This is a genomic window from Phyllobacterium sp. P30BS-XVII, assembly GCF_014138335.1.
Lineage (GTDB): Bacteria > Pseudomonadota > Alphaproteobacteria > Rhizobiales > Rhizobiaceae > Phyllobacterium > Phyllobacterium meliloti.
Genome location: NZ_JACGXO010000003.1, coordinates 609,997 through 632,638 on the forward strand (window position 1 = coordinate 609,997; position 22,642 = coordinate 632,638).

At 57.2% G+C, this 22,642-nt stretch carries 21 protein-coding genes; 12 read left to right on the forward strand and 9 right to left on the reverse strand.

Going from position 1 to position 22,642, the window contains the following annotated elements:
* Nucleotides 1–67: 67 nt before the first annotated feature.
* A complete protein-coding gene (locus FHW17_RS12210; RefSeq protein WP_112530318.1) occupies nt 68–487 on the reverse strand; it encodes a lysozyme inhibitor LprI family protein in 420 nt (139 codons plus the stop codon).
* 131 nt (nt 488–618) lie between these two features.
* Here FHW17_RS12210 and FHW17_RS12215 point away from each other — a divergent pair, with 131 nt between their 5' ends.
* Nucleotides 619–1,974 (forward strand): chloride channel protein, encoded by a 1,356-nt coding sequence (locus FHW17_RS12215; protein ID WP_348643728.1) that lies wholly within the window; start codon nt 619–621, stop codon nt 1,972–1,974.
* On the opposite strand, the gene FHW17_RS12220 is transcribed toward FHW17_RS12215, so the two are convergent.
* Nucleotides 1,971–2,954, reverse strand: a complete 984-nt coding sequence (locus tag FHW17_RS12220) for an MBL fold metallo-hydrolase (RefSeq protein WP_182509957.1) — start codon at nt 2,952–2,954, stop codon at nt 1,971–1,973. The genes FHW17_RS12215 and FHW17_RS12220 overlap by 4 nt on opposite strands.
* A gap of 253 nt (nt 2,955–3,207) precedes the next feature.
* On the opposite strand from FHW17_RS12220, the gene FHW17_RS12225 reads away from it, so the two are divergent.
* A complete protein-coding gene (locus FHW17_RS12225; protein ID WP_182509958.1) occupies nt 3,208–4,608 on the forward strand; it encodes an MFS transporter in 1,401 nt (466 codons plus the stop codon).
* 4 nt (nt 4,609–4,612) lie between these two features.
* Here the strand turns inward: FHW17_RS12225 and FHW17_RS12230 are convergent, their stop codons facing one another.
* The 3 genes from FHW17_RS12230 to FHW17_RS12240 all read right to left on the reverse strand — a co-directional run bounded on the left by FHW17_RS12230 (nt 4,613) and on the right by FHW17_RS12240 (nt 7,581).
* Nucleotides 4,613–5,320, reverse strand: a complete 708-nt coding sequence (locus FHW17_RS12230; RefSeq protein ID WP_112530312.1) for an RlmE family RNA methyltransferase — start codon at nt 5,318–5,320, stop codon at nt 4,613–4,615.
* A 20-nt stretch (nt 5,321–5,340) separates the two neighbouring features.
* Nucleotides 5,341–6,798 (reverse strand): Ppx/GppA phosphatase family protein, encoded by a 1,458-nt coding sequence (locus tag FHW17_RS12235; protein WP_182509959.1) that lies wholly within the window; start codon nt 6,796–6,798, stop codon nt 5,341–5,343.
* Nucleotides 6,799–6,981: 183 nt separating this feature from the next.
* Entirely contained in the window at nt 6,982–7,581 is a 600-nt protein-coding gene (locus tag FHW17_RS12240; protein ID WP_182509960.1) for an NAD(P)-binding domain-containing protein, read from the reverse strand.
* Between the two features lie 124 nt (nt 7,582–7,705).
* Here FHW17_RS12240 and FHW17_RS12245 point away from each other — a divergent pair, with 124 nt between their 5' ends.
* The 5 genes from FHW17_RS12245 (at nt 7,706) to FHW17_RS12265 (ending at nt 10,052) form a co-directional block, all read left to right on the forward strand.
* A complete protein-coding gene (locus FHW17_RS12245; protein ID WP_182509961.1) occupies nt 7,706–8,635 on the forward strand; it encodes a LysR family transcriptional regulator in 930 nt (309 codons plus the stop codon).
* Between the two features lie 243 nt (nt 8,636–8,878).
* Nucleotides 8,879–9,145 carry a hypothetical protein gene (locus FHW17_RS12250; RefSeq protein ID WP_112530308.1) on the forward strand — a complete coding sequence of 89 codons (267 nt, stop codon included), beginning with the start codon at nt 8,879–8,881 and terminating at the stop codon, nt 9,143–9,145.
* A 41-nt stretch (nt 9,146–9,186) separates the two neighbouring features.
* Entirely contained in the window at nt 9,187–9,327 is a 141-nt protein-coding gene (locus tag FHW17_RS12255; RefSeq protein WP_182509962.1) for a hypothetical protein, read from the forward strand.
* 204 nt (nt 9,328–9,531) lie between these two features.
* Entirely contained in the window at nt 9,532–9,729 is a 198-nt protein-coding gene (locus FHW17_RS12260) for a hypothetical protein (RefSeq protein ID WP_112530306.1), read from the forward strand.
* A 50-nt stretch (nt 9,730–9,779) separates the two neighbouring features.
* A complete protein-coding gene (locus tag FHW17_RS12265; RefSeq protein WP_112530304.1) occupies nt 9,780–10,052 on the forward strand; it encodes a hypothetical protein in 273 nt (90 codons plus the stop codon).
* Between the two features lie 168 nt (nt 10,053–10,220).
* On the opposite strand, the gene FHW17_RS12270 is transcribed toward FHW17_RS12265, so the two are convergent.
* The gene (locus FHW17_RS12270) at nt 10,221–10,385 is read right to left on the reverse strand and encodes a hypothetical protein (protein ID WP_162700436.1); all 165 of its coding nucleotides are present in this window, start codon (nt 10,383–10,385) and stop codon (nt 10,221–10,223) included.
* 28 nt (nt 10,386–10,413) lie between these two features.
* Here FHW17_RS12270 and FHW17_RS12275 point away from each other — a divergent pair, with 28 nt between their 5' ends.
* The 4 genes from FHW17_RS12275 (at nt 10,414) to FHW17_RS12290 (ending at nt 13,101) form a co-directional block, all read left to right on the forward strand.
* The gene (locus FHW17_RS12275; RefSeq protein WP_091881096.1) at nt 10,414–10,623 is read left to right on the forward strand and encodes a cold-shock protein; all 210 of its coding nucleotides are present in this window, start codon (nt 10,414–10,416) and stop codon (nt 10,621–10,623) included.
* Between the two features lie 192 nt (nt 10,624–10,815).
* The gene (locus FHW17_RS12280) at nt 10,816–11,175 is read left to right on the forward strand and encodes a DUF1801 domain-containing protein (RefSeq protein WP_182509963.1); all 360 of its coding nucleotides are present in this window, start codon (nt 10,816–10,818) and stop codon (nt 11,173–11,175) included.
* Nucleotides 11,176–11,327: 152 nt separating this feature from the next.
* Nucleotides 11,328–12,584: a D-amino acid dehydrogenase gene (locus tag FHW17_RS12285; protein WP_182509964.1), complete on the forward strand. Its 1,257-nt coding sequence runs from the start codon at nt 11,328–11,330 to the stop codon at nt 12,582–12,584.
* Between the two features lie 190 nt (nt 12,585–12,774).
* Nucleotides 12,775–13,101: an RcnB family protein gene (locus FHW17_RS12290; protein WP_091881100.1), complete on the forward strand. Its 327-nt coding sequence runs from the start codon at nt 12,775–12,777 to the stop codon at nt 13,099–13,101.
* A 292-nt stretch (nt 13,102–13,393) separates the two neighbouring features.
* Here FHW17_RS12290 and pbpC read toward each other — a convergent pair whose 3' ends face one another.
* From pbpC to FHW17_RS12305, 3 genes are all read right to left on the reverse strand, one after another.
* Nucleotides 13,394–15,478, reverse strand: a complete 2,085-nt coding sequence (gene pbpC / locus FHW17_RS12295; RefSeq protein WP_182509965.1) for a penicillin-binding protein 1C — start codon at nt 15,476–15,478, stop codon at nt 13,394–13,396.
* Between the two features lie 200 nt (nt 15,479–15,678).
* Nucleotides 15,679–21,126, reverse strand: coding sequence for an alpha-2-macroglobulin family protein (locus FHW17_RS12300; protein ID WP_182509999.1), 5,448 nt, complete (start codon nt 21,124–21,126; stop codon nt 15,679–15,681).
* 78 nt (nt 21,127–21,204) lie between these two features.
* A complete protein-coding gene (locus FHW17_RS12305) occupies nt 21,205–22,101 on the reverse strand; it encodes a LysR substrate-binding domain-containing protein (RefSeq protein WP_113097850.1) in 897 nt (298 codons plus the stop codon).
* 111 nt (nt 22,102–22,212) lie between these two features.
* Between FHW17_RS12305 and FHW17_RS12310 the strand changes: the two genes are divergently transcribed.
* Entirely contained in the window at nt 22,213–22,404 is a 192-nt protein-coding gene (locus FHW17_RS12310; RefSeq protein WP_112530291.1) for a hypothetical protein, read from the forward strand.
* Nucleotides 22,405–22,642: the final 238 nt, after the last annotated feature.

The following is a 22,642-nucleotide window of genomic DNA, read 5'->3' on the forward strand; positions in this document are numbered from 1 at the left end:
TGGAAACGTATTTATTCTGCAATCAGTAATGCGTGATCACCCGCTAGTGGTGGTGCAGAGCCCATACTCATGGCGCATAATATTGAAGTTCCTTGATCCGCGCACGCACCGCATCCACGTTCATCGCCTCGATATCCATGCTGGCCAGTGAGCCCCGGTCGGCACGCCACGGGCCATCATCGGCCTTGATCTGGGCTTCGCGCCACGCCACCCATTTGCGTTGGGCATCGCGGATCTGTTTGGCGGATTCCGCATCCACTGTTGCGAGAACCTTTTTGTAGACTTCGTTCAATTGCTTGTCATACGCCACGAATGCCTTGTGCGTGCAATCTACCATACCTGCGGTTGTCTGCCCCTCCGGTTTGGCCAGACATTCATTGGCGGCCTTATCGATCGGGTCGACCTTTTCCTCCGGCGATGCGGCAAAGGCGGGGGCTACGGCACCCAGCGTCAGCGAAACACAAAGCAAAGCGTAGAATCGTTTCATGGCGTCCTCCTTGTCCCGGCAAACTGCCCTGTGCATCTTGGCAAGAAAAGGGCGAATTGTTGAGACTGGCCTGATGTTTTCGCCCATGTTAGGACGAAACATCCCTTCTGCTGTTTGATATTGGAAATCCAGTGCGCCCGATTTACCGAAAAGTTTCCGTCCTGCGCCGGTCGCGCGCCATGTGGGGCAATACCCGCGTCTGGCGACCGCGCCTTGTCTTCTGGGCGGGTGCAATCACGATCGGCGTCATCAGCGTGCTTTTTGCCAAGCTGGCTGATCTTGCCCAGCAATCATTTCATGGCGTGATCGGCACCAGCGGCTGGACCACCTATCTGCCGCTGATCATCACGCCGCTGGGCTTCGTCTTCTGTGCCTATATGGCCTACAGCTTCTTTCCCAATGCACAGGGCAGCGGCATTCCGCAGGCCATTGCCGCGCGCCATCTCAATGATCACGAAGATCGTGTCAGGCTGCTGTCCCTGCGCATGGTTTTCGGCAAGATACTTCTGACTGTTGTTGGCCTGTTTTCAGGCGCCTCCATTGGCCGCGAGGGTCCAACCGTGCAGGTCGGCGCGTCGCTGATGCTGCAGGTGGCGCGCTGGGGCGGCATGGCGCAGGCGCGCGGGCTTATTCTGGCCGGTTCCGCCGCCGGTATCGCCGCAGCCTTCAACACACCGCTTGCGGGTATCGTCTTTGCCATTGAGGAAATGGGCCGCTCCTATGAGGCGCGCACCAATGGTCTGGTTCTGACCGCGGTCATTCTCTCCGGTCTGGCTGCTATCGGGCTCGTGGGCAACTACACCTATTTTGGTGAATCGGTGGCGGCAACAACCGGCTTTTCCGACTGGCTGCTGGTTATTCTGTGTGGTGTTGGCGGTGGTGCATTCGGTGCCTGTTTCAGCGCCGGAGCGGTCAAGGCACTGCGCCGGATCAAGCGCTGGGCAGCGCCTGACCCGTTTCGCCGCACCTTGCTTCTGGCTGCGGTCTGCGGCTTTGCCGTCGCGCTGATCGGAGTGGCTTCAGGTGGAACGACCTTTGGCACGGGCTATGAGCAGGCGCGCGGCGCGGTGGAAGGCCATGCCCTGCCCTGGTATTTCTTTCTGGAGAAGCTGCTCGCCAGTTTCCTCTCCATGGTATCGGGCATTCCCGGCGGTATTTTTGCGCCGTCGCTGTCTGTCGGCGCAAGTTTTGGCAGTACCGTCGGCTTGCTTACCGGCAGCAATATCGGCCTTGCCGCTGTGCTTGGCATGGCGGGATATTTCGCCGGTGTGGTGCAAGCGCCAATGACGGCCTTTGTCATCATTCTGGAAATGACCGGCAGCCACGACAGTGTGATTGCCCTGATGTGTACATCGATGCTCGGCTATGGCACGGCGCGGATCATCTCGCACGAACCGCTCTACCATGCTCTGTCACGGGTGTTCATTGCCGATACGATCCGGCGCAAGCGCGCCGAAGCCGCAGCGGCAACGCCGGAACAGCCTTAAACGTCGAACTGATAGGTTACAGGCACAAACCGATAGCCGCTTCCCAGCCGTTCGAGATAACCGGCTGACGGGAATGGCATATGGTAACCGATGAATGGCACCCGGTCGGTGGCGATCATGTCGAGAACCCGCTTGCGCGTCTCGATACCCTTGGCGCGATCCGTGTCGAAGGCAACCTCCCATTCCGGATGCTGCAAGGCAGCGACATAATGATTGGCTGTGTCGGCTGTTAGCACCACACGCTTGCCTGCGGATTCCACGTGGAAAATCATGTGGCCGGGCGTATGTCCATAGGCGGCTTCACTGGTAATGCCTGATACGATTGCATCGCCAGCCTTGATGAACGTGGTCTTTTCGGCCAGCGGCTTTACCTTGGCTGCAACGCCTTTGGCACCTGCTTCTGCCGGTGTGCCCGCGCGCGCCGGATCGGTCCAGAAATCATATTCGATCTGCCCGGCGATATAGCGTGCATTGGCAAAACCCGGCGTATCGCCATTCATCAAGCCACCAATATGGTCGCCATGCATATGGGTGATGACAACCATGCTCACCTGATCGGGCGAATAACCAGCCGCTTTCATATTGGCTTCCAGCTGGCCAAAACCATTGTCACGTCCTGCCGCACCAAAACCGGTATCGAACAGGATCAATTCAGAGCCCGTATTGATGAGCACAGGTGCAAAGCCGTTGACGAATTTTGTTTCGGGAAGAAAGTTGGCGCGCATGAGTTCGCCGACCTTTTCCTGCGACTGATCGGCTCCAAAAGTAGGAAATGGCCCATCGGATGGGCGCAAGCCGTCGAGAAGCGTGGTGATTTCAAAATCACCCAGCTTGAAACGTTTGAAGCCCGGTGACTTCGCACCAGACAACGGGACCGCTGCCGTAGCAGGCTCGGATATAACCTGCGACATGGCCAGGCCTCCAGCAATCGCGCTAGACGCAAGAAACAAGTCGCGACGGGAAATTTCGTAGGGGGTCATAGGGGCATCTCCTTCAGGCAGTCTTGGGTTCTGCGGTTGAGATTCAAGCTCGGGCAACGCGGCGGCTGGCGAGCTGTTCCGTTCTGAATAGCGGAAAATCTGATCGCGCCGGATCACATCTGATTGATCGGTGCTTGAGCACCCGCCACACTGGTGATATCGCAGCGCCAGCAAGGGTTGTTTTTTTGAGTGTGAGTCCCCGCGACGGACCCCGATTGCTGACGAAGCCCTTTACTGAGAACTGGAATTCATTGTGAATCGCATTGTTCCGCTCGTGCTTGCTGTCGCCCTGTTCATGGAGCAGATGGACTCGACTGTCATATCGACGTCCCTGCCCGCCATTGCCGCAGATATCGGCACAAGCCCGATTGCTCTGAAACTGGCGCTGACAGCCTATCTCGTTTCGCTTGCGGTGTTTATTCCGGTCAGCGGCTGGATGGCCGACCGCTTTGGCGCGAAGAATGTGTTCCGCGCGGCTATCATCGTGTTCGTGCTGGGGTCGATTGCCTGCGCTGTTTCCAATTCGCTGCTGGCCTTCGTTATCTCGCGTTTCGTGCAGGGTGTCGGCGGTGCCATGATGACACCGGTTGGGCGTCTGGTGCTTGTAAGATCAACCCCGCGCAGTGAGCTTGTCGGTGCCATGGCGTGGCTGACAGTGCCTGCCCTTGTCGGCCCGTTGCTTGGACCGCCCATTGGCGGGTTCCTGACCACCTATTTCACCTGGCACTGGATTTTCCTGATCAATGTTCCCATCGGCTTGCTCGGTATCTGGTTCGCCACCCGATATCTGCCTGACGTGGAGACACTGATCCACCGCAAGCTTGATGTGCCCGGTTTCTTCCTCAGCGGCATTGCCGCCTCCGGCGTCGTCTTCGGTCTTTCCGTTGTCAGTCTTCCCGCCCTGCCCGTCTGGGTTGGAATAACAACGCTCATTATCGGGCTGATCTCGACGGTGCTTTATCTCATTCATGCCAAGCGTACGCCGGAGCCGCTGCTGGCGCTTGATCTGTTCAAAAATCAGGTGTTCCGCGCGTCGATATTCGGTGGAAGCCTGTTTCGTATCGGCGTCGGTGCCACACCATTCCTGCTGCCGCTGATGTTCCAGATCGGTTTTGGCATGACGCCGTTTCAATCAGGCCTGATCACTTTTGTGTCGGCTGCTGGTGCCATCGGCATGAAGCTCGTGACAAAATGGTTCTTCCGCAAGACCGGCTTCCGCAATGCGCTGATGTGGGGATCGCTCGTTGCCGCGAGTTTCATTGCCATCAATGGTTTTTTCACACCACAGACACCGACAGCGCTGATCATCGTTCTGCTTCTGGTCAGCGGCTTCTTCCGCTCACTGTTCTTCACGGGCGCCAATGCGCTTGCTTATGCTGAGGTGCCGAATGAGCAGACCAGTCTGGCAACACCGATTGCATCAGTCGCCCAGCAGATTTCCATTGCGCTAGGCGTGGCGGTGGCTGGCGGCATTCTCGAGGTTTCGACCAGCCTGCACGGCGGGCCGTTGGGACTGGCGGATTTCCACACGGCATTCTTCCTTGTGGCAGCCATATCCTCGCTGGCATTCTTCTCGTTCATGCCGATGAAGCCGGATGCGGGCGCTGAAGTGTCGGGCCATTACCCGCCCGCCAAGCCCGCACCCGCCGAATAGAGGATCAGGAACGCCCCTTGAAATCGCGGGCGAGCAGATAAAGCTCGACCGACTCGGCACGCGATGCGGGCGGCTTGACGTGATGCACGGATTTGAAGTGCTGCTTGAGCAGCGTCAGCACTTCATTTTCCGTACCGCCCTGAAACGTCTTGGTCAGGAAGTGGCCGCCGGGACGCAACACGGAAACCGCAAAATCCGCCGCCACTTCGCACAGATGTGTCGTGCGGATATGGTCCGTGCGGCGGTGGCCGGTGGTGGGCGCTGCCATATCAGACAGAACGATATCCGGCTGACCGCCGAGCGCTTCAATCAGTTTGTCCGGCGCGGCATCATCGAGAAAATCCATCTCAAGCAGCGTCACACCCGGCAAGGGATCGATATGCAGATAGTCGATACCAACAACCGTTGGCGCCTCTTCGGGAGAGCCGACAATACCCGCTGCAATCTGGCTCCAGCCACCGGGGGCGGCACCCAGATCGATGATGCGCTGACCCTTTTTCAGAATCTTGTAGCGGTCATCGATTTCGATCAGCTTGTAGGCGGCGCGCGAACGATAGCCATCCTGCTTGGAGCGCTGCACATAGGGATCGTTGATATGCCGTTCCAGCCAGCGGCGTGACGATTCCTTGATCGTGCCCGCCTTCTTCTTGATCTTGGTGTGAAGGCCGCGCGTACCCGTACCGCCGCGCCCGCCTGTTGTTGTCTTAGCCATTGGGAAATTACGCCCCTCTTTTACGCGACATTGGCGCGAAACCATCGATTGCGCCACGCGCCATCGCGCGACATGAGTTCAGTCAAAATACCTTCGCGCAGGCCGCGATCGGCCACGCGCAGTTTCTGGCTGGGCCAGACATTGCGAATTGCATCAAGAATGGCGCAACCGGCAAGAACCAGATCGGCACGATCAGCCCCGATGCACGGATTGGCAACCCGCTCGTCAAAGCTCCACGACAAAAGCCTGCTGGTCATCTCGGTTACGTCATCATTCTGCATCCAGATACCATCGATGCGGCGCCGGTCATAGCGGTCGAGCCCCAGATGGATACCGGCAAGCGTGGTCACTGTGCCTGACGTGCCAAGCAGGTGGAAATTCTGGCTGTTCACGAGATCACCGAGTTTATGCCGCTCGGAGAAATCATTGAGCAGTTCCGCCACATGGTTGACCATGACAGCGAAATTATCCGTCGTCACATCGCGGCCGCCAAAACGTTCGGCCAGCGTGACAACACCCACGGGCAGCGATGTCCAGGCAATGATGTGCTCAGCCAGACGCGGCGAACGCCGTTCCGATACGTCGATCAGGGCAATTTCCGAAGAACCACCACCGATATCGAACAGGACAACCGCATCGGTTTCCCGTTCAACCAGCGTACCGCAGCCCGATACTGCAAGACGTGCCTCGGTCTGCCGGTTGATGATCTCGAGATCAAGCCCGGTCTCGTGCTTGACCTGCCCCAGAAACTCCGCGCCATTTTCCGCCTGACGACAGGCTTCCGTGGCGATGAGGCGCGCCTTGCGCACATCGTGGTTTTCCAGCTTGTCGCGGCAGATTTTCAGCGCCTCAATGGCCCGGCTCATGGCATTGGGGCTCAAACGTCCGGTTGCACCAAGACCTTCGCCCAGACGAACAATGCGCGAAAATGCATCAATGACGCGGAACTGGCCGGGCCGCGTTGGTGTTGCCACCAGCAGGCGGCAATTATTGGTGCCAAGATCGAGCGCCGCATAGAGCGGAGCGCCCGCATATTTCGGCTCGCGCCTGACATGATCCTGTTCGGCTGGCTTGGGCTGGCTCGTTTCCGCTGTCGATGCGGCTGCTACAGCTTCCGGCTGTTTGGTTCCGGAGCGGCCACGACGCCTGTGCCGGTTTGGACGGCGTTTCTTGCCTGTCTTGGCCTGTGCAACGGTTTCTGTCTCCGATTGAGCCGGAGCCGTTGCCACAACAGGATTTTGCGCCAAAACAGCACCGTGTTTCGACTTGCCACGCCGACGGCGGCGCGCACGTTTCTTGGGGTTCTTGTCGAAGCGTCCTTCTTGGGAATCAGGCTGGCTCTCCTGCGTCTGTCGCGCAGAATCCCCTTGTGGCCCGGGTCCGTTCTTGGCGGGATTTGTAGTGCCATTTGACACCGAACCACCGCCAGACGCCCCTTCATTCGACGCTTTACGGGCGTCCGATTCGGGGTCTTTCAAAATCTTATCCTTCGGGCGCCGCGCGAACCTCTGGAGGACGCAGGCAAGGCGCTTGTTCATTAACGTTGAAGCCAATGTAACATTATTTGCCGAATATAAAAGTGCCTGAGGGAAATTAGCCGGTGATGACAGGGAGGAGAGCCCTGAAAGGGCCCGCTCACGGAGCAGGCCCTTTGACAGCGATCAGCCGAATTTAACGAGGTTATGGATAACAAGCGGACCGCCGGGGAAACCCGCCATCTTCTCGCCCGCTGCCAGACTGCCAAGATCAAGTGCAAAGAATCCAAGCTTTTCAAACAGGGCAGCCACCTTGGCTTTGGCGTCTACGTCATCGCCCGAATAGAACAACACGCGGTGGCCGCCTTCGGCTTTCGGGTCAGCGGCAAGCAGGGCAGCGGGCAGATGGTTGAGCGCCTTGACCAGTTTTGCTCCGGGCACGAGATCGCCAACCACTTCGCTCGACAGACGTCCTTTCAGATCAAACGGCTTGAATTCGGGTGCCTCGGTGGCATTGTTGGCATTGATAACGATGCGGCCATTCCATGCGGGCAGACCGGCCAGTGCTTGCGGCAGTTTGGTCCAGTTGACGGCGATCAGAACAATATCCGCACTTGCAGCCTGTTGCACTGTACCCGCTTTGATGGACGGCCCGATTTCACCGACCAGTTCTTTGAGTGAATCCGGTCCGCGGCTGTTGGAGAGAGTGGCTTCGATCCCGGCGCGCGCCAATGCCCGTGCAAAAGCCGAACCGATCAGTCCCGAGCCAATAATACCAATGCTCATGATGTTATTTCCTTTGATGTCATGAATGCATGAAGTTGCATGGACTGAATATGGTCCGTTCATTCATTGACGATAACCGAGTAATGGCTTTAAGTGTTTTCAAGTATCAATTGAAAGTACCGCCATGGAAACCCTTGCCAATCTGGAGTCTTTTGTACGCAGCGCCGAGTCTGGCGGCTTCTCGGCCGCAGCGCGGGGGCTGAAACTGACACCCGCAGCGGTGAGCCGTAATGTGGCGATGCTTGAGCGCAATCTTGGCATCCGGCTGTTTCATCGCAGCACGCGAAACTTGACGTTGACGGAGGAAGGCGAGCGCTTTCTGCGGGCTATCAGGACGAACCTTGATGATCTGCAGGCAGCAATTGCCGACGTTTCAGCCCAACGCGACGAACCTTCAGGTGTACTCAAGGTGAGCATGAGCCCGACACTGGGTATTGGCTTTGTCATGCCGTTGCTCCCTGACTTCCTCAAGCGCTTTCCGTTGATCCGACCTGAATGGCATTTCGAAAACCGGCAGGTGGACCTGATAGGCGAAGGTTTCGATGCGGCTATCGGCGGTGGCTTCGAGCTTTTGCCCGGCATGGTGTCGCGTTCGCTTGCGAGGCTTCATCTCATTGCCGTTGCCTCACCCAGCTACATGGAGGGGCGCGTATCTCCGAGCGATCCGGTGGAGCTTGCCAATATGGACGGAATTGTCTTGCGCAGGGACCGCACGGGACGAATACCCGTTCGAATGCTGCGCAACAGTGCAGGAGAGGAAAAGCCGGCACATCTCAGGGAAAGGATTGTCGTCAACGATCCGGCGGCCATGCGGCAGGCAGCACTGCTTGGTCTGGGCGTTACGATTCTTTCGGCGCCGGTTGCCCAGCCCCTTCTGACGAGCGGCAAACTCGTTCGGCTTTTGCCTGATTGGTATGTCGATGCCGGGCCGGTGTCGATCTATTATGCCAGCCGCACATTGCTACCGGCAAAGACGCGGGTGTTCGTTGATTTTATTGCCGAGGCATTCCGGCAAGGCAGGCTGACAGAAAGCTTTGCCGGTGTCCTTGGCTGAAGGTGTTGCCGGACAAGACATCCGCAATTATGCCTTAAATGATGACGATTGTTTTGCTGTCGCCTTTTGGATATCCTTGGTTCAGATTTGGCTCTTCGCGGCGTCAGAGGTTCTCGACCCGCCAATCTCATTCCAGGCGGCGACGGGTTTAAACGTTGCACGAAGACTGATCTCCGGCACCCGCCGGGATGAGAACACAGCAGGTCAGCTTTCGCTGCTTGCCACTTCCAGAGGAGGGTTGGCATGTTCACGCGTACGACACATTCCATCGTCCACTTCAACGCACCATTTGTGTTGAAGGGAGTGGACAAGACATTGCCTGCAGGGGATTACGACATCGATCACGACGAAGAACTGATTGATGGTCTGGCGAGGGTTGCCCATCGCCGCGTTGCGACCTTCATTCACGTTCCATCCCGGTCATCAAAGCTCAGTACCCGGCAGGTTTTCCCGATTGATCACTTTGATCTGGAAGCAGCGCTTCTCGAGGATCAGTCCCGCCCCGAATAAATCTTCCCGTCCAGATTACAATCAACAGAAGGAGAACCACCATGGCTAAAGGTCAACAGCGCAGCAACCGTGAAGTGCGCAAACCAAAGAAGGACAAGGTTGAGGCAAAGGCCGCTGTTCCGTTTGCAAGCTCCATTGGCAAACAGACAGAGGTTATTGGCAAGGGCAAGCCCAAGCCTTAATGGCCTCTCTCTTATCCAACATACCATTGTTCAGGTGCGGCGCGATTGTGATGATCGCGCCGTATTGTTGCGGTGAGTTGGTTCATGGTTCGCCCATCCCCCGCAACCCGAAACACGCGTCAAGAGTAAAATTAGAACAAAACAGGAACAAATTCCTTTTCAAGGGTTCCCGCTTGTGGCATTCTTTCTGAAAAGGAGATTCCGATGAACGCCATATTGAAACAACCGGAAGACGAAATTGATGAAGCCTTGGCTTACCACCAGGGAGACACGCGCGCGACGATTGCAGCGCTTCTGGCCGAGCGGGAGTTCCTGCTGCGCGAGATCGAATATGCCTCTCTGGCCATGTCCTATGGCTTTGCACGGGGCTGGACGCCGGGGCAGAACAGGAATGCACGATAGACTTGTGGAGCCGCGCGTGCGATGATTGTGGCTCAAAAATGCGAGACACGATGAAACACAGTCCAAAACAATTGCCTGAAGTTGGTGTCCGTCCGAAGCGGGTCCTTAGTCCTTCGGAACAGAAAAGTCTGGCCACAACCGCTGCCGCGTCCGCCATTATCAATGACGAGACTGCAAAGTGGGAAAACAAGACCGCACGCCTGAAGGCACTGCGGCTGGCCAAGGAAGCGGAAGAAGAAGCTGAAAACGCTTTGAAACCGGCCAAGAAGCCTGCGAAAGCCAAGGCGAAGGCAAAGGTGACGCTCGCAACCAAGGGTAAGTAACCCGGCAGCAATTCATATACGCATTGGCGCGGTCTTTTAAGCCGCGGCCGGATCAATTTATCAGAATGCAGACGTGCTTGCCCCATGCGGAATGGTTGCCAGCCTCGCTTAAATATTGCGGAGTAAAAGCATCAAATATAGTCATTGAATCAAGCTAAGTTTTTATAATTAAATTATTTTTTCCGGCGCAGCATTGACGAAATGATCTTCAGGCCCTATGTAAGCACCATCGGTATTTGGTAGTTTGTTTTTAGTTTTATTGCGCCAACGCGCTCTCAACGATCCTTCTTCAAAAATCGAGCTAAAACTATCGGGCGTCGCCTGGTAGGTCACCAAAACATATTCCTTGAAAGGGTTCATTATGAGCACTGGAACAGTAAAGTGGTTTAATTCCACAAAGGGCTTCGGCTTCATTCAGCCAGACGATGGTTCGGCAGACGTGTTCGTTCACATCTCCGCAGTTGAGCGCGCTGGTATGCGCAGCCTCAATGACGGTCAGAAGATCAGCTTCGAGCTGGTTCGTGACAACAAGTCCGGCAAGATGACTGCTGACCAGCTTCAGGCTGGCTGATATGATTCGTCTTCGCGGTCTTTGACCACGGATGTACTGGCACTGATAGCCAAGATGAATTGAGAAGGTCGGGTTTTCCCGGCCTTTTATTTTGCCTTGTTGGCAGAGGTCTTTGCATCATTGCCCGGCAAAGGTTGCAAAAATCGACGTTTTGACGACACTACGGCATGAACAACCGGTCGGAGTGCAGCCATGGCAGGCAAGACATCCAAGAAGGCCGATGACGAGGCCGCAGTCCTAGAAAAAATCGCTGCAATGCGCGCACCCTATCGTGCCATGGGCGAGCGGATTCATGCGCTTATCCTGCGCACTGAGCCAGCACTCAAGCCAAGGGTATGGTATGGCATGCCGGGATATGCAAAAGACGGCCCCGTCCTCTGCTTCTTTCGCGTGGATGAACATTTCATGACATTCGGCCTTACCGAAAAGGCACATCACGCCCGCGAGAAAGATGCAACTGATCACCTCATGGCGGCGGCTTGGTTTTTCACCGAACTGGACGCGGCAACCGAGAACAGGCTTGCAGACATCGTGCGCAAGGCCACGCGCTGAGATCGCCATCGCTTCTTCCAAGATATTTCCGCGTATTCTTCAAGAATCCTCTGGAAAGAATTTTTGCGGCATCCCACAGTGCGAGTCACCCCTATGCTGATGTCTGCGAAGACACCGGCACAATTTGCATTGTATGAAGGAGCCCTGTGGCCATGAAAGTTCTCGTTCTTGGAAGTGGCGTCGTTGGCGTCACATCTGCCTGGTATCTGGCACAGGCAGGTCACGAGGTCACTGTGGTCGACCGACAGCCTGGACCGGCTCTGGAGACAAGCTTTGCCAATGCCGGTGAGATTTCACCCGGCTATTCATCGCCTTGGGCTGGCCCCGGCGTTCCTATCAAAGCCATCAAATGGATGTTGATGCATTTCGGCCCCCTCGTCGTGCGGCCGAAATTCGATCCCTATATGGCGCTGTGGCTGGTGCGTATGCTGCGTAACTGCACGTCGGCACGTTATGCCCGCAACAAAATCCGCATGGTTCCCATCGCTGAATATAGCCGCGATTCACTGCGCGATCTGCGGGCTGAAACAGGCATCACCTATGACGAGCGCAGTCAGGGCACATTGCAGCTGTTCCGCAAACAGAGCCAATATGATGGCACGGGGGGCGATATCGAGGTGCTCAAGCAGTTCGGCGTGCCCTATGAACTCCTCGACCCTGCCGGTTGCATTGCGGCGGAGCCGGCGCTTGCCAATGTACGCGAGAAATTCGTCGGTGGTCTGCGGCTGCCCGGCGATGAAACAGGCGATTGCAAGATTTTCACGGAAAAGCTGGCCGCGCTTGCGGCTGAAAAGGGCGTTACCTTCCGCTTCAACACCACCATCACCTCGATCAATACCAGCGGCAACCGTATCGCCAGCGTTTCCACCGAGACGGAAGAACTGACAGCCGATGCTTATGTCGTCGCATTTGGCAGCTACTCGCCGTTCCTATTGCGCCGCATCGGTGTGCCCGTTCCTGTATATCCGATCAAAGGCTATTCCATCACCGTGCCCATCGCCGATTCCGCATGCGCACCTGAATCCACTGTCATGGATGAAACCTATAAGGTAGCGATTACGCGGCTCGGCGATCGTATTCGCGTTGGCGGCACCGCCGAAATCTCCGGTTATGACCTCACCTTGCGCGATGCCCGCAAGGCAACATTGCAGCATTCTGTCGGTGATCTTTTCCCCGGTGGCGGCGATCTGTCAAAAGCCACCTTCTGGAGCGGCCTGCGGCCGATGACGCCTGATGGCCCGCCCATTATTGGTGGCGGCACCAAATACCAGAACCTCTTCCTGAATACCGGCCACGGCACGCTTGGCTGGACCATGTCCTGTGGTTCGGGCCGGGTATTGGCTGACATTGTGTCCGGTAAAACGCCTGACGTTGACGCATCGGAACTCGGGATCAGCCGCTACGGCTGACGGTTTGGTTTACACTCTCTTCTGCCTGCGAAAGTTGACTTTGCGGGCAGAAGACAGCGGCTTTCTCATCAAGCTAACCCATTTAAAACATTACAAATTGTTTAGGTTTGCGTTCAGTTTTCATTCATCTCGCACCTCGTAAAACTGCATGGTGTTTCAAGATAACCCCTGCAACCAACGAGGAAACAACATGAAAAAGATCGCCCTGGCAGCCCTTGCCATTTCACTGATTGCCACGCCCGCAGCCTTTGCCCAGCAGCAGCAGGGTTATGGCCACCAGCAGCAGGACCGTATGGTCAAAAAGCGTGTCATCACCGAACGCACCGTTGTGAAGAAGACGCGCTGGGTGCGTGGCCATCAGTTGCCCAACAATTACCGCCGCAATGTGGTGCGTGATTATCACCGCTATCACCTGAAGACACCGCCGCGCGGTTATCAGTGGGTCCGCGCAAACAATGACTATGTCATGGTCAGCATTGCGTCCGGCATCATCGCGTCGATGATTCAGGGCCGGTAAATACATGAGCCCATCCATGTATGATCTGTAAAAGCAAAGCAGATCTACATGGGGGTTCAAAGAACCTTTTTGCGTGGTTCGTGGGTTCGTGGTTCGTGGTTCGACAAGCTCACCATGAGGGAGAGTGTGGATGCAACGCTAATCGCAAAGATTGCAGCACAAGCAGGGTGCAGAACTTGACTCCCTTCACCACCCCTCTTCCTCATGGTGAGCTTGTCGAACCACGAACCACGAACCACGAACCACAAACCACGCAAAACCGTTGCCTGCAGCAGGAAAATCAATGCCTGCTCTAATTCACGAATACCCGGACACTTGCAGCGCGCCCAACGGCATCAATAACGGTCAGGGTTGAATATCCCCCACCATCCGGCACCCATTGATTGTCACGGCGGCGCGAGGTTTCCGGCAGAGGTTTGCCATTGGCGAGCCAGCGGAACGGTGCGCGGCCCCCCTGCAATTTCAGCACAAGCGGCGACAAGGCTCCGCCTGATGTTGCGCCAAGTTCGACCCGCGCACCTTCAGGCGGATAAATGATCTGCGGTGCTGGCTCACGCGTGGATGAGGCCAGAAGCCCGTTGGAGGTTCGGCTGAAACGCCGCTGGCTGATCGGCAACTCCGCCTGACTGATCCGAACGGCACCACCCGGTGCCCTTGGCAGTGGCGTAACAGGAACACCGGATTTGACAAAGCCTTCGAACAGGATCGGCGCTGCCGTCCCAAAACCGGTAATCCCCGGCACGGCGCCATTATCCGGACGGCCAACCCAGACTCCGAGCACGTAGCTGCCATCAAAGCCGACGGACCATGCATCGCGATAGCCATAGCTGGTACCGGTTTTATAGGCGATGCCACGCTGCGCCGCCCCAAGCGGCGGCATGACGCCCGATAGAATATCCGTCACATGCCATGCGGCAACCGGCTCGAGCAATGGCTCCGCCTCAATCGGCTGCGGCTTGCCCTGAATGCCATCCCCCAGCAACACCGGCCTGCCGCGATTGGCGAGCGCCGCATAGAGTTGCACCAGATCTTTCAATGTAATGCCAACGCCGCCAAGACCAATCGCCAGTCCGGGCTCTTCATTGGCTGGAAGGACAGGTCTTACTTCGGCCCGGCGGAAACGCACCATCAACCGCGTCGGGCCGACGGCATCAAGCAGACGGACCGCGGGCACATTCAGCGACAATTGCAGCGCCTGCCTTATGCTGACGTCACCCTGATAGCTCATATCGAAATTGCGTGGACGATAACCGAAGAAGTCGGACGGACGATCCTCGATGATCGTTTCCTGCGACACAAGACCATCCTCAAAGGCCAGACCATAGATGAACGGCTTCAGCGTCGATCCCGGCGAGCGCATGACGCGGGTCATATCAATCCAGCCGGAGCGGCTGGCATCAAAATAATTGGCTGAACCCACCTCACCGACGATTTCGCCGGTACGGGCATCGGCCATCACCATGGCAATCGATACCTTTGGACCAAGCTTGCTGGCCGCGTCCTTGGCAACAGCTTCAAGCCCTTGCTGGATCGGACGGCGCAGCGTTGTCTGGTGCCTGAGAATCTGCGGCTCCTTACGCAAGGCGGCTTCCGCCAAATGCGCCGCATAAGCAGGAAGTTGCAGGCGGCGGGACGGGATGGGTATCAGCCCGGCACGTTCTGCCTCGCCCTCGCCCACCACTTTGGCAACGGCCATGCGATCCAGCACGCGCTCGCGTGCGGTCTGTGCTGCGGCAAGATTGCGGTCGGGCCGGCGCTTCTCCGGCAATTGCGGCAGAGCCACCAGCAAAGCCGATTCAGCCACCGTCAGACGACGCGGCTCCTTGCCGAAATAGGCAAGGCTTGCCGCCCGGATACCCTCAAGATTACCGCCATAGGGGGCATGGGTGAGGTAGAGGTCAAGAATCTGCGCCTTGGTCAATCGCCGTTCGATCTGCAGGGCGCGAACCAGCTGGGCAAATTTCGCGCTGAGCGAGCGTCCTTCCCGTGGTTCGATCAGCCGTGCCAATTGCATCGACAGGGTAGAGCCACCGGAGACAATGCGGCCATTGCTCACCAGTTGCAGCGCCGCGCGCGCCAAGGCCTGCGGATCAACGCCGCGATGCAGCCAGAAGCGTTGATCCTCATAGGCAACCAGCATACGGACAAATTGCGGATCGACATCGGCAGCGGTGGTCTGCAAGCGCCAGCGCCCTTCCGACGTGGCAAAGGCGCGGAGCAGCTGGCCATTGGCATCGACAACTTCTGGCGATACTTCCCGCGCCTGTTCCAATGGCGGCGGAAATTTTCTGTCAGCCAGATCAAGGCCAAACGCAAGCACCGTCGCCACCACCAGATTGGCTGATAGGCCGATACAAAATGTGCGCCACGTGATCATTTTCATAGCAGTCTAACTGATCGAAGCATGCGGTGCCTACCCTCCCCCTTGTGGGGAGGGTCGCTGCGAAGCGGCGGGGTGGGGGTAGCAAACGTGTGACATCCCCCACCCCGGACCTGCGGTCCGACCCTCCCCACAAGGGGGAGGGTAAGGGGAACCAATGTCTGCACGGGCTGTGCCAAGTCCATCCCTTCCCCGCCTTACTGTGCCGTCACGACCTCCATCCGGCCCGTTGCCGTGCGGGCGGAGAATTGCGGACGATACATGTCCTCGACGCTCGCTGCCGGATGATCATAGGTTCCCGGCGTCACGGCACGCACCACATAAGCAAGCGTGATTTCCCTGTTGTCGCCGGTATTGCGATCAAAGGCGGCGACGAAACGGTCGCTGCGGAATTCCGTATGGGCGGCTTCCACTTCGCCGATCCAGTCGAAATTCGATAGCTGCGCGCTGTTGACGAGACCCGGATTGTCGATCTCGAAACCGGCTGGCAAGAGATCGGTAATCAGCACACGCGACGGCCAGTTGTTGTTTTCAGTGACTTTGAGAACCACAACATAACGCTCGTTCTGCTTGGCTTCGCTGACATTGGCCTCAGACCCATCCAGCGTGTAATAGCTGCGCTGGATGTTGAAGCCATCACCACCCGCGGGCAAAGGCTGGGCGGGTGCAGCAACTGTCGTCACCACGGCCGATATGGCCTCAGTTGACCCATTGGTGATGCTGACAGGCTGTGCGATCAGTTCGTCACCAGTCATGCGCTGGGCATAGCCGCCCGTATGCGCCGCACCATTGATGGTGAGCTTCAGATCATTGTCGCCATTCTGAATGGCACGGGCTGCCAGCAGCATCCAGGTCTGCTCCTGCGTGCTGGTATAAAGCTTGCGCTCCCATTCCTTGGCAACAATCTGCGACAATTGCGGAATGATGGCCGGAACCGGACGGCTTTCCGCCGCCAGTGCCAGAACCGCCGCATCATCACGCAGGGACGAACCATAGTCGGAACGCACAAGGCTGACATTGGTGGCCTTGGTCGACATTTGCAGCGAGTTGGTGAAAATGCTCTGCGAACGCTGCGCATCCCCATAAAGCGCCAGAGCAGCGGCCAGATGGGCACGCGACAATGGCGTCGGGAATTCCGACAGCTTAGTATCGGCATAGTAGCGCAGGTCACTCACCGCCGCCTTGCGGTTGCGGGCGAGAACATAGAGTGCATAGGCAATCTGGTTGCCCTGATCCTTGACATTCACGTCATAGCTCAGCGCGTTCTGCAGATTTTCCAGCGCCTGTACGAGCGCCTTCTCAGGCACGTCATATTTCTGCTCGCGTGCCCGTGTCAGGAAGTCCGTGACATAGGCATCAAGCCAGAGATCGCCGGAACCCGGTCCCCACAGGCCGAAACTGCCTGTCGATGACTGGTAGGACAGCACGCGGAAGATGGCATCCTGCACCCGCTTCTGCACATCGCCATCTTCGGCAAGGCCCGATTGTTTGGCCATTTCGCTGAGATAAAGCAGCGGCATTGCACGGCTGGTGGTCTGTTCGGCGCAACCATAGGGGTAGCGGTCGAGCGTCATGAGCAGGCCCGGTATATCGAAGGCCGATGAACGCGATACGTTAAGACTGACCGATGCGCCTTGCAAAAGACTGCTCGCCAGCAATTCACGGTCGATTTTCAACGTGCTGTTGGGTGCAATCTTGATCGGATTGCGCACCGTGATCGGCAGTGATGCCGGTCTTACCGGAATATTCAACGACTGTTCCAGCGAAATGCCTGAAGCATTCGATAGTTTGACCGAGACAACGCCATCACCCGGTTCACGGCCATTGAGCGGCAATGTCAGGTCGAACTTGCCGCCAGCCGTCAGCTTGACGGTTTGGGCAGCGGATTGCTGATCCACAGCCACTGTCTGATTGCTCGTCACCTGCAACTGATAATCGCCTGCCGGTGCATCCGTATTGGCGATATCAAGCCGCAGCGCGGCCTTGTCTCCGGGTGCGAGGAACTTTGGCAGGCTCCCCGTCACCACAACAGGGTCACGGATGATGACATCCTTGCTGGCATGGCCAACGCCTGATTTCGACCAGGCAACAGCCATGACGCGCGCAGTTCCGTTGAACTGCGGAATATCAAAGCTCACATTGGCTTTGCCTTCCGCATCGACCTTTACCGGGCCGGAGAAGAAAGCAACCAGTTTTTCGGTGGGTGGGCTGCCCTGCAATGGCATCTGCGCGCCATCACCGCCTGTCCGCAACCGGCCTGCCACGCCCTGCGAGCCATCAATGAGACGGCCATAGAGATCACGGATTTCAAGGCCCAGCTGGCGCTGGCCAAAATACCAGTTATCGGGATTCGGCGCTTCGTAACGGGTGAGATTGAGGATACCGACATCAACGGCAGCAACCGTAACATAGGCCGTATCACCAACGCCCGCACCGGTCACCTGAACGGGAATGTTCAGCGGCTGACGCGGCAGGGTCTTTTCTGGCGTATCCAGCTTCACCGCAAGATTGCGGTCGCCCGGATTGACACCCAGCCATTTCACGCCGATGGCGCGCATCGGCATATGGCTGTCCCGATCATTGCCCGGACGGAACAGCGTCGCCGTGACATAGGCGCCGGCGCCCCAATCGGCAGTGACAGGAATTTCCACCTCGCCACCTTCCGCAGGAATGCTTGCACGCTTCGTCGTCAGCAGGTTTTCTGCGCCGACTGTCACCAGAAGTTCACCGGCAAAACGCGGCGATACTTTCAGCTTGGCCGTGTCGCCGGGGGCATAGTTCTGCTTGTCGAGCGCGATCTCAAGGCCATCGGGGGTTTCGGTCGACGTGGCGGCAACATAATATCCGGCATCGAACTCGACGCTTGATGTAGGCCCGTCCGCTTCTGCTGTTTCCACCTCAAGCCGGAAACGGCCCCACGTAACAGGGACGGAAATCTCAGAGCCATCCGCCGTTGCATCAACAGTTCCGTTGGAGATGAGTTTTGTCGAAACGATCGGCTCATATTTCCATGAGCTTCCATCGCGATACCATTGATAGTTGCGCTGGACGCTGACAAGTTTCCAGCTCAAGCCATTCATCGCCTGTTTCTGACCATTGTTGTCAACACCGATGATGTGGAACTTGCCGACAGAATTTTCGGCGAGATCGCCATCGAATTCCGGTTTGATGCCGATCTTCGAGCCTTGCGATTTCACCGGCAGGGTAAGGGTGCGCTCAATGGCACGGCCACCGGCTTCCTGCATGCGCACGACAATATTGGCATTCAGCAATTGCGTTGTCGAAGGCACTTCATTCAGCGTGACATCGAATGTCGTCTTGCCGTTCTCATCAAGCGCCTGCAAATCCTCCAGTGGAATGCGCGTGTCCTCATTGGCCTGTTCATCGGCCAGACCGAAACGATAGCCTTTGAAATTGGCATCCTCATGCGTCGGCTTGAGGCTGACCTCACCTTCGAGATTAAGGCCCGCTGCCGGTGCGCCATAGAGGAAACGGCCATCAACGTTAACTGGCGTCGGCGCGCCGACTGCAACCGACTTGGCCTCGCTGGTCAGGTCAAACTCGATCCTATCAGGAACGAAGTCTTCAACCATGAAGGATTTTTCGGCGATCGGCGAAGCCTTGGGGTCCGTATAAATCTGCATGTTCCATGTGCCGCGCATGGCGTTTGCCTGCAGCACCAGATCGAGCATATGGCCGCCAAGCTCAGTACCGGCGCTGACCTTACGGCGATCTTCCACACCGTCAGGACGCTTGAAGACAAAGGTCAGCGGCAGGTTTTCGATAGCATTGGCGCTGATATCGCGGGCAAGTGCAGCAGCATGCACCGTTTCACCGGCGCGGTATATACCGCGTTCCGTCCACGGGAGCACATCAATTGCCCCGGGAGCCGTGCGGCCGGTCACACCGCGATCCGACAGGTCAAAGCCCGCCCGCGTCATGTCAAGGAACACATAATCCGCATCGCCATTCTTGGCGGTGATGACGGCGGGCGTCATGGCAGCAGTGCCGCGCAATAGGCCAGCGGTGAATGTCGCGCGGCCATCCGTATCGGTGATCGCAGTGCCAAGAACTTCGTTGTTCTTGGCCAGAAGCTGCAACTCAACGCCTATCAACGGTTGAGCACTTGCCAAAGACCGGGCAAAAACATTGAGGCCATCCGTGCCGGTATAGGTGGAAAGCCCGATATCGGAAACGACAAACCACTGGGTTGCCTGTGAATCCCACTCATTGGTATGAGCGTCGGTTGAGACGGCGGTCAGAACGTAGACGCCGGGCTTGCGCTGCGGCAGCGCTTCGTCCACGGGGAAACTCGTGACCACGTCCTTGTTGAGATCGGACTGAATATCAATCGCGCCCTGCCAGACCAGTTCGCCGGATTCATCCTGCAATTTCTGGGCATTATAACCATCAATCTGGGTGAGAAACTGCGAGCTGGTGAGCAGTGAAGCAATGCCGCGATCACCAATGCGGTAAAGTTTCAGATTGGCGCTGGTGGTATTCACAGAGACAATCGGAATGCCACGGCGCGCGGTGCTGGGCAGCACAAAGCTGTCGCCGGTAAAGCGCACCATGGCAGAGCGATCCTTGACGTAAATGTCGAGATCAACCTGACCTTGCAGCGGTTCACCCACCGAAGATGGCAGACCCGCGCGCAAGGCCAGCTTATAGCGCTGGCCGTGATTCAGGCCTTCTACGCAAATCTCACTGCCCTTGGCTTCAAGACCTTTGGGTGCTGCTCCATCTAGTGTTACAAACGGCGCGTAGTCTGTTCCCATTTTAACCAGCGGCTCGGAAAACTGCACACATGCCCGCGCCGTTGCACTGTCCGCATCAATGGTGTGGTTGATGACCCGGAAGCCCTGACGGGCTTTCAGATCGACATAGGCAGCCTTGACGGTTTTCGCATCGACAAGTTCGAGGCTGGCCTTGTAGGCATTCAGCGCCGCGCGATAATTCTGCGCGTTCTGCAAGGAAGCTGCCAGCACAGCCAGCGCATCGGCGCGGCTCTGGGTGGTGCGCGTCAGAAGATAGCCATTATAGGCGGCAAGCGCAGCCTGACCGGCAATATAGGTGTTCTTGTCGGCGCGATTGGCAGCGAGAGCGGTTTCAATCCACAGATCCGCATCATCGGGCGATACGGCAAGCGCGCCTTTGAAGGCATTCAGCGCATTTTCAATATTGCCAGCGGCCAGTTCCGCCCGTGCGGTCGCCTTCAGCCCGTCAGCGCCCTCTGCCTTCTGTGCGTCCGTCAAGGCAAGACGCGCCTTGACCTGCCGGGCATCCTGCACAAGCTGGTCGGAGAGAAATGCCAGTCTTGTCGGCGCGCCGATATCCGGCTCGACGGTGGTTTCAACAACCTTGCCAGCGATGGCACCGGGGAAACTGTGCAACTGATTGAAGTCAGACTTCATGAAGCACCACTTCACCTTGGGATTATAGGTGAAGGCCTTGCACGTTGATTCAGCCAGACAGACAGCCTCGCACTGCTCAAGGGTCACGTCCTCTTCGGTACGCAGGTCAAACCCGAAATAGTCGCCGTCCTTGGTGGTGACAATGTCGCGATTCGTTTCGGCAGCGCCAACGGGTGCGCCGGAAACCAAGGCAGAGAGAAGAAAAACTGAAAATCCGATAACCGCGCGCATAGACATGTAGTCCTCCCCAACGCAACCCGTCTGGTGGTGAGCCGCACTCTTCAAACTTCGGTATAACTTGTCAACAGATCATGCGGTCGGAGCGCGGTCGTCCAGGGCGATTTCCGTGCGTATCCATGCCTGAAAATGCTGCATTTGCAGCGTCGGCTTGCGGTTTTTCGGGGAAACCAGCCAATAGGCAATATTTGAAGGCACACGCAGCGGAAATGGCGCAACCAGACGCCCATCGGCCAACGCGTCCTCCACGAACAATTCCCATGCCAGCATGATGCCCTGCCCGCTGATGGTTGCTTCAACCGCGAGCCACGGATCGGAGAAAGTGGGGCCATCAAAAGACAGCGGACCACCCAGACCCGCCGCTGTCTGCCATTCATCCCAGCTGAACATGGGATTTTCGTAACAGATAATCGGCTGGCGGAAAATATCGGCGGGTCCCGTCAGGCGTTCGGCGAAGGTGCGCGTGCAGACCGGAAACATCTTTTGCGGCAACAGGCATTCCGGTGCGCCATCGTGCCAATCACCATTGCCAAGCCGGATGGCCAAATCAATATCGGAGTTCTTCAGGTCGAGAATGCCGGGGGAAGGATCAATGCGGATCTTCATATCCGGATGTGCAGCGCGCAGGCGACCAAGCCGGGGCACCAGCCATTTTGAGGCAAAAGTCGGGGCCACGGAAAGCAGCAGGGTCCGCTCAACCCCATCCGCCATGGCGACAGCGCGCGATAAATGCTGGAAACCCTCTTCCAGCCGGGCAATAAACCCTTTGCCGAAAAAGGTGGGCACGAGCCCCGCCCGCGTCCGATCGAAGACCGTATGACCAATCTGCGCTTCGGTGCGGATCAACTGCTGGCTGACGGCGCTGACGGAAACGCCAAGTTCTGCCGCCGCCTTAGGCAGCGATCCCAGCCGTCCGATGGCCTCGACAGCACGCAGACCATTGATGTGGACCCTGTTCAAATTCTTCATGATGCAATTTCTTCATCAAGATTTTCTAAACTCTGATATCGCCATTCTTGATTGATGACAGCAATAAACCCAATCAGAATAGCACATTCCTCCAATCATGGGAGCTGTGTTATGAAGATTTTCTGGCTAACAAAATGGGTTACAGAGATTCTTGGCCCGTTCCGCACGGACAGGAGTGTTCCCGACGAAGATGCAGCTGATCATTGGCGCCGGGACCCACTCTCCCATCCGGCCTTGCAGGCCATGGGACTGGATGAACTGGCGGACCTGCCATTCGATCCGCGCAGGCTTCGCAGTTGCTGATCGAAAAAGAAAAGCCCCGGAAACATTCCGGGGCCATCCTGTTCATGAACAGCTTGGATCGACTGAGCTAGAACCTTACCGTCAGATCGGCCTTGACGGCGTTATCATGGCTCTGGCTGGAAAACTGGCCATTATAGCTAACACCAAGCGTGGTGGCCTTGCCGATGCCAAAGTCCAGTCCGGCTTCGACGAGGGCCGTATCTGATGCAATGGGTGATCCACTGACCGCGAAGGCCTG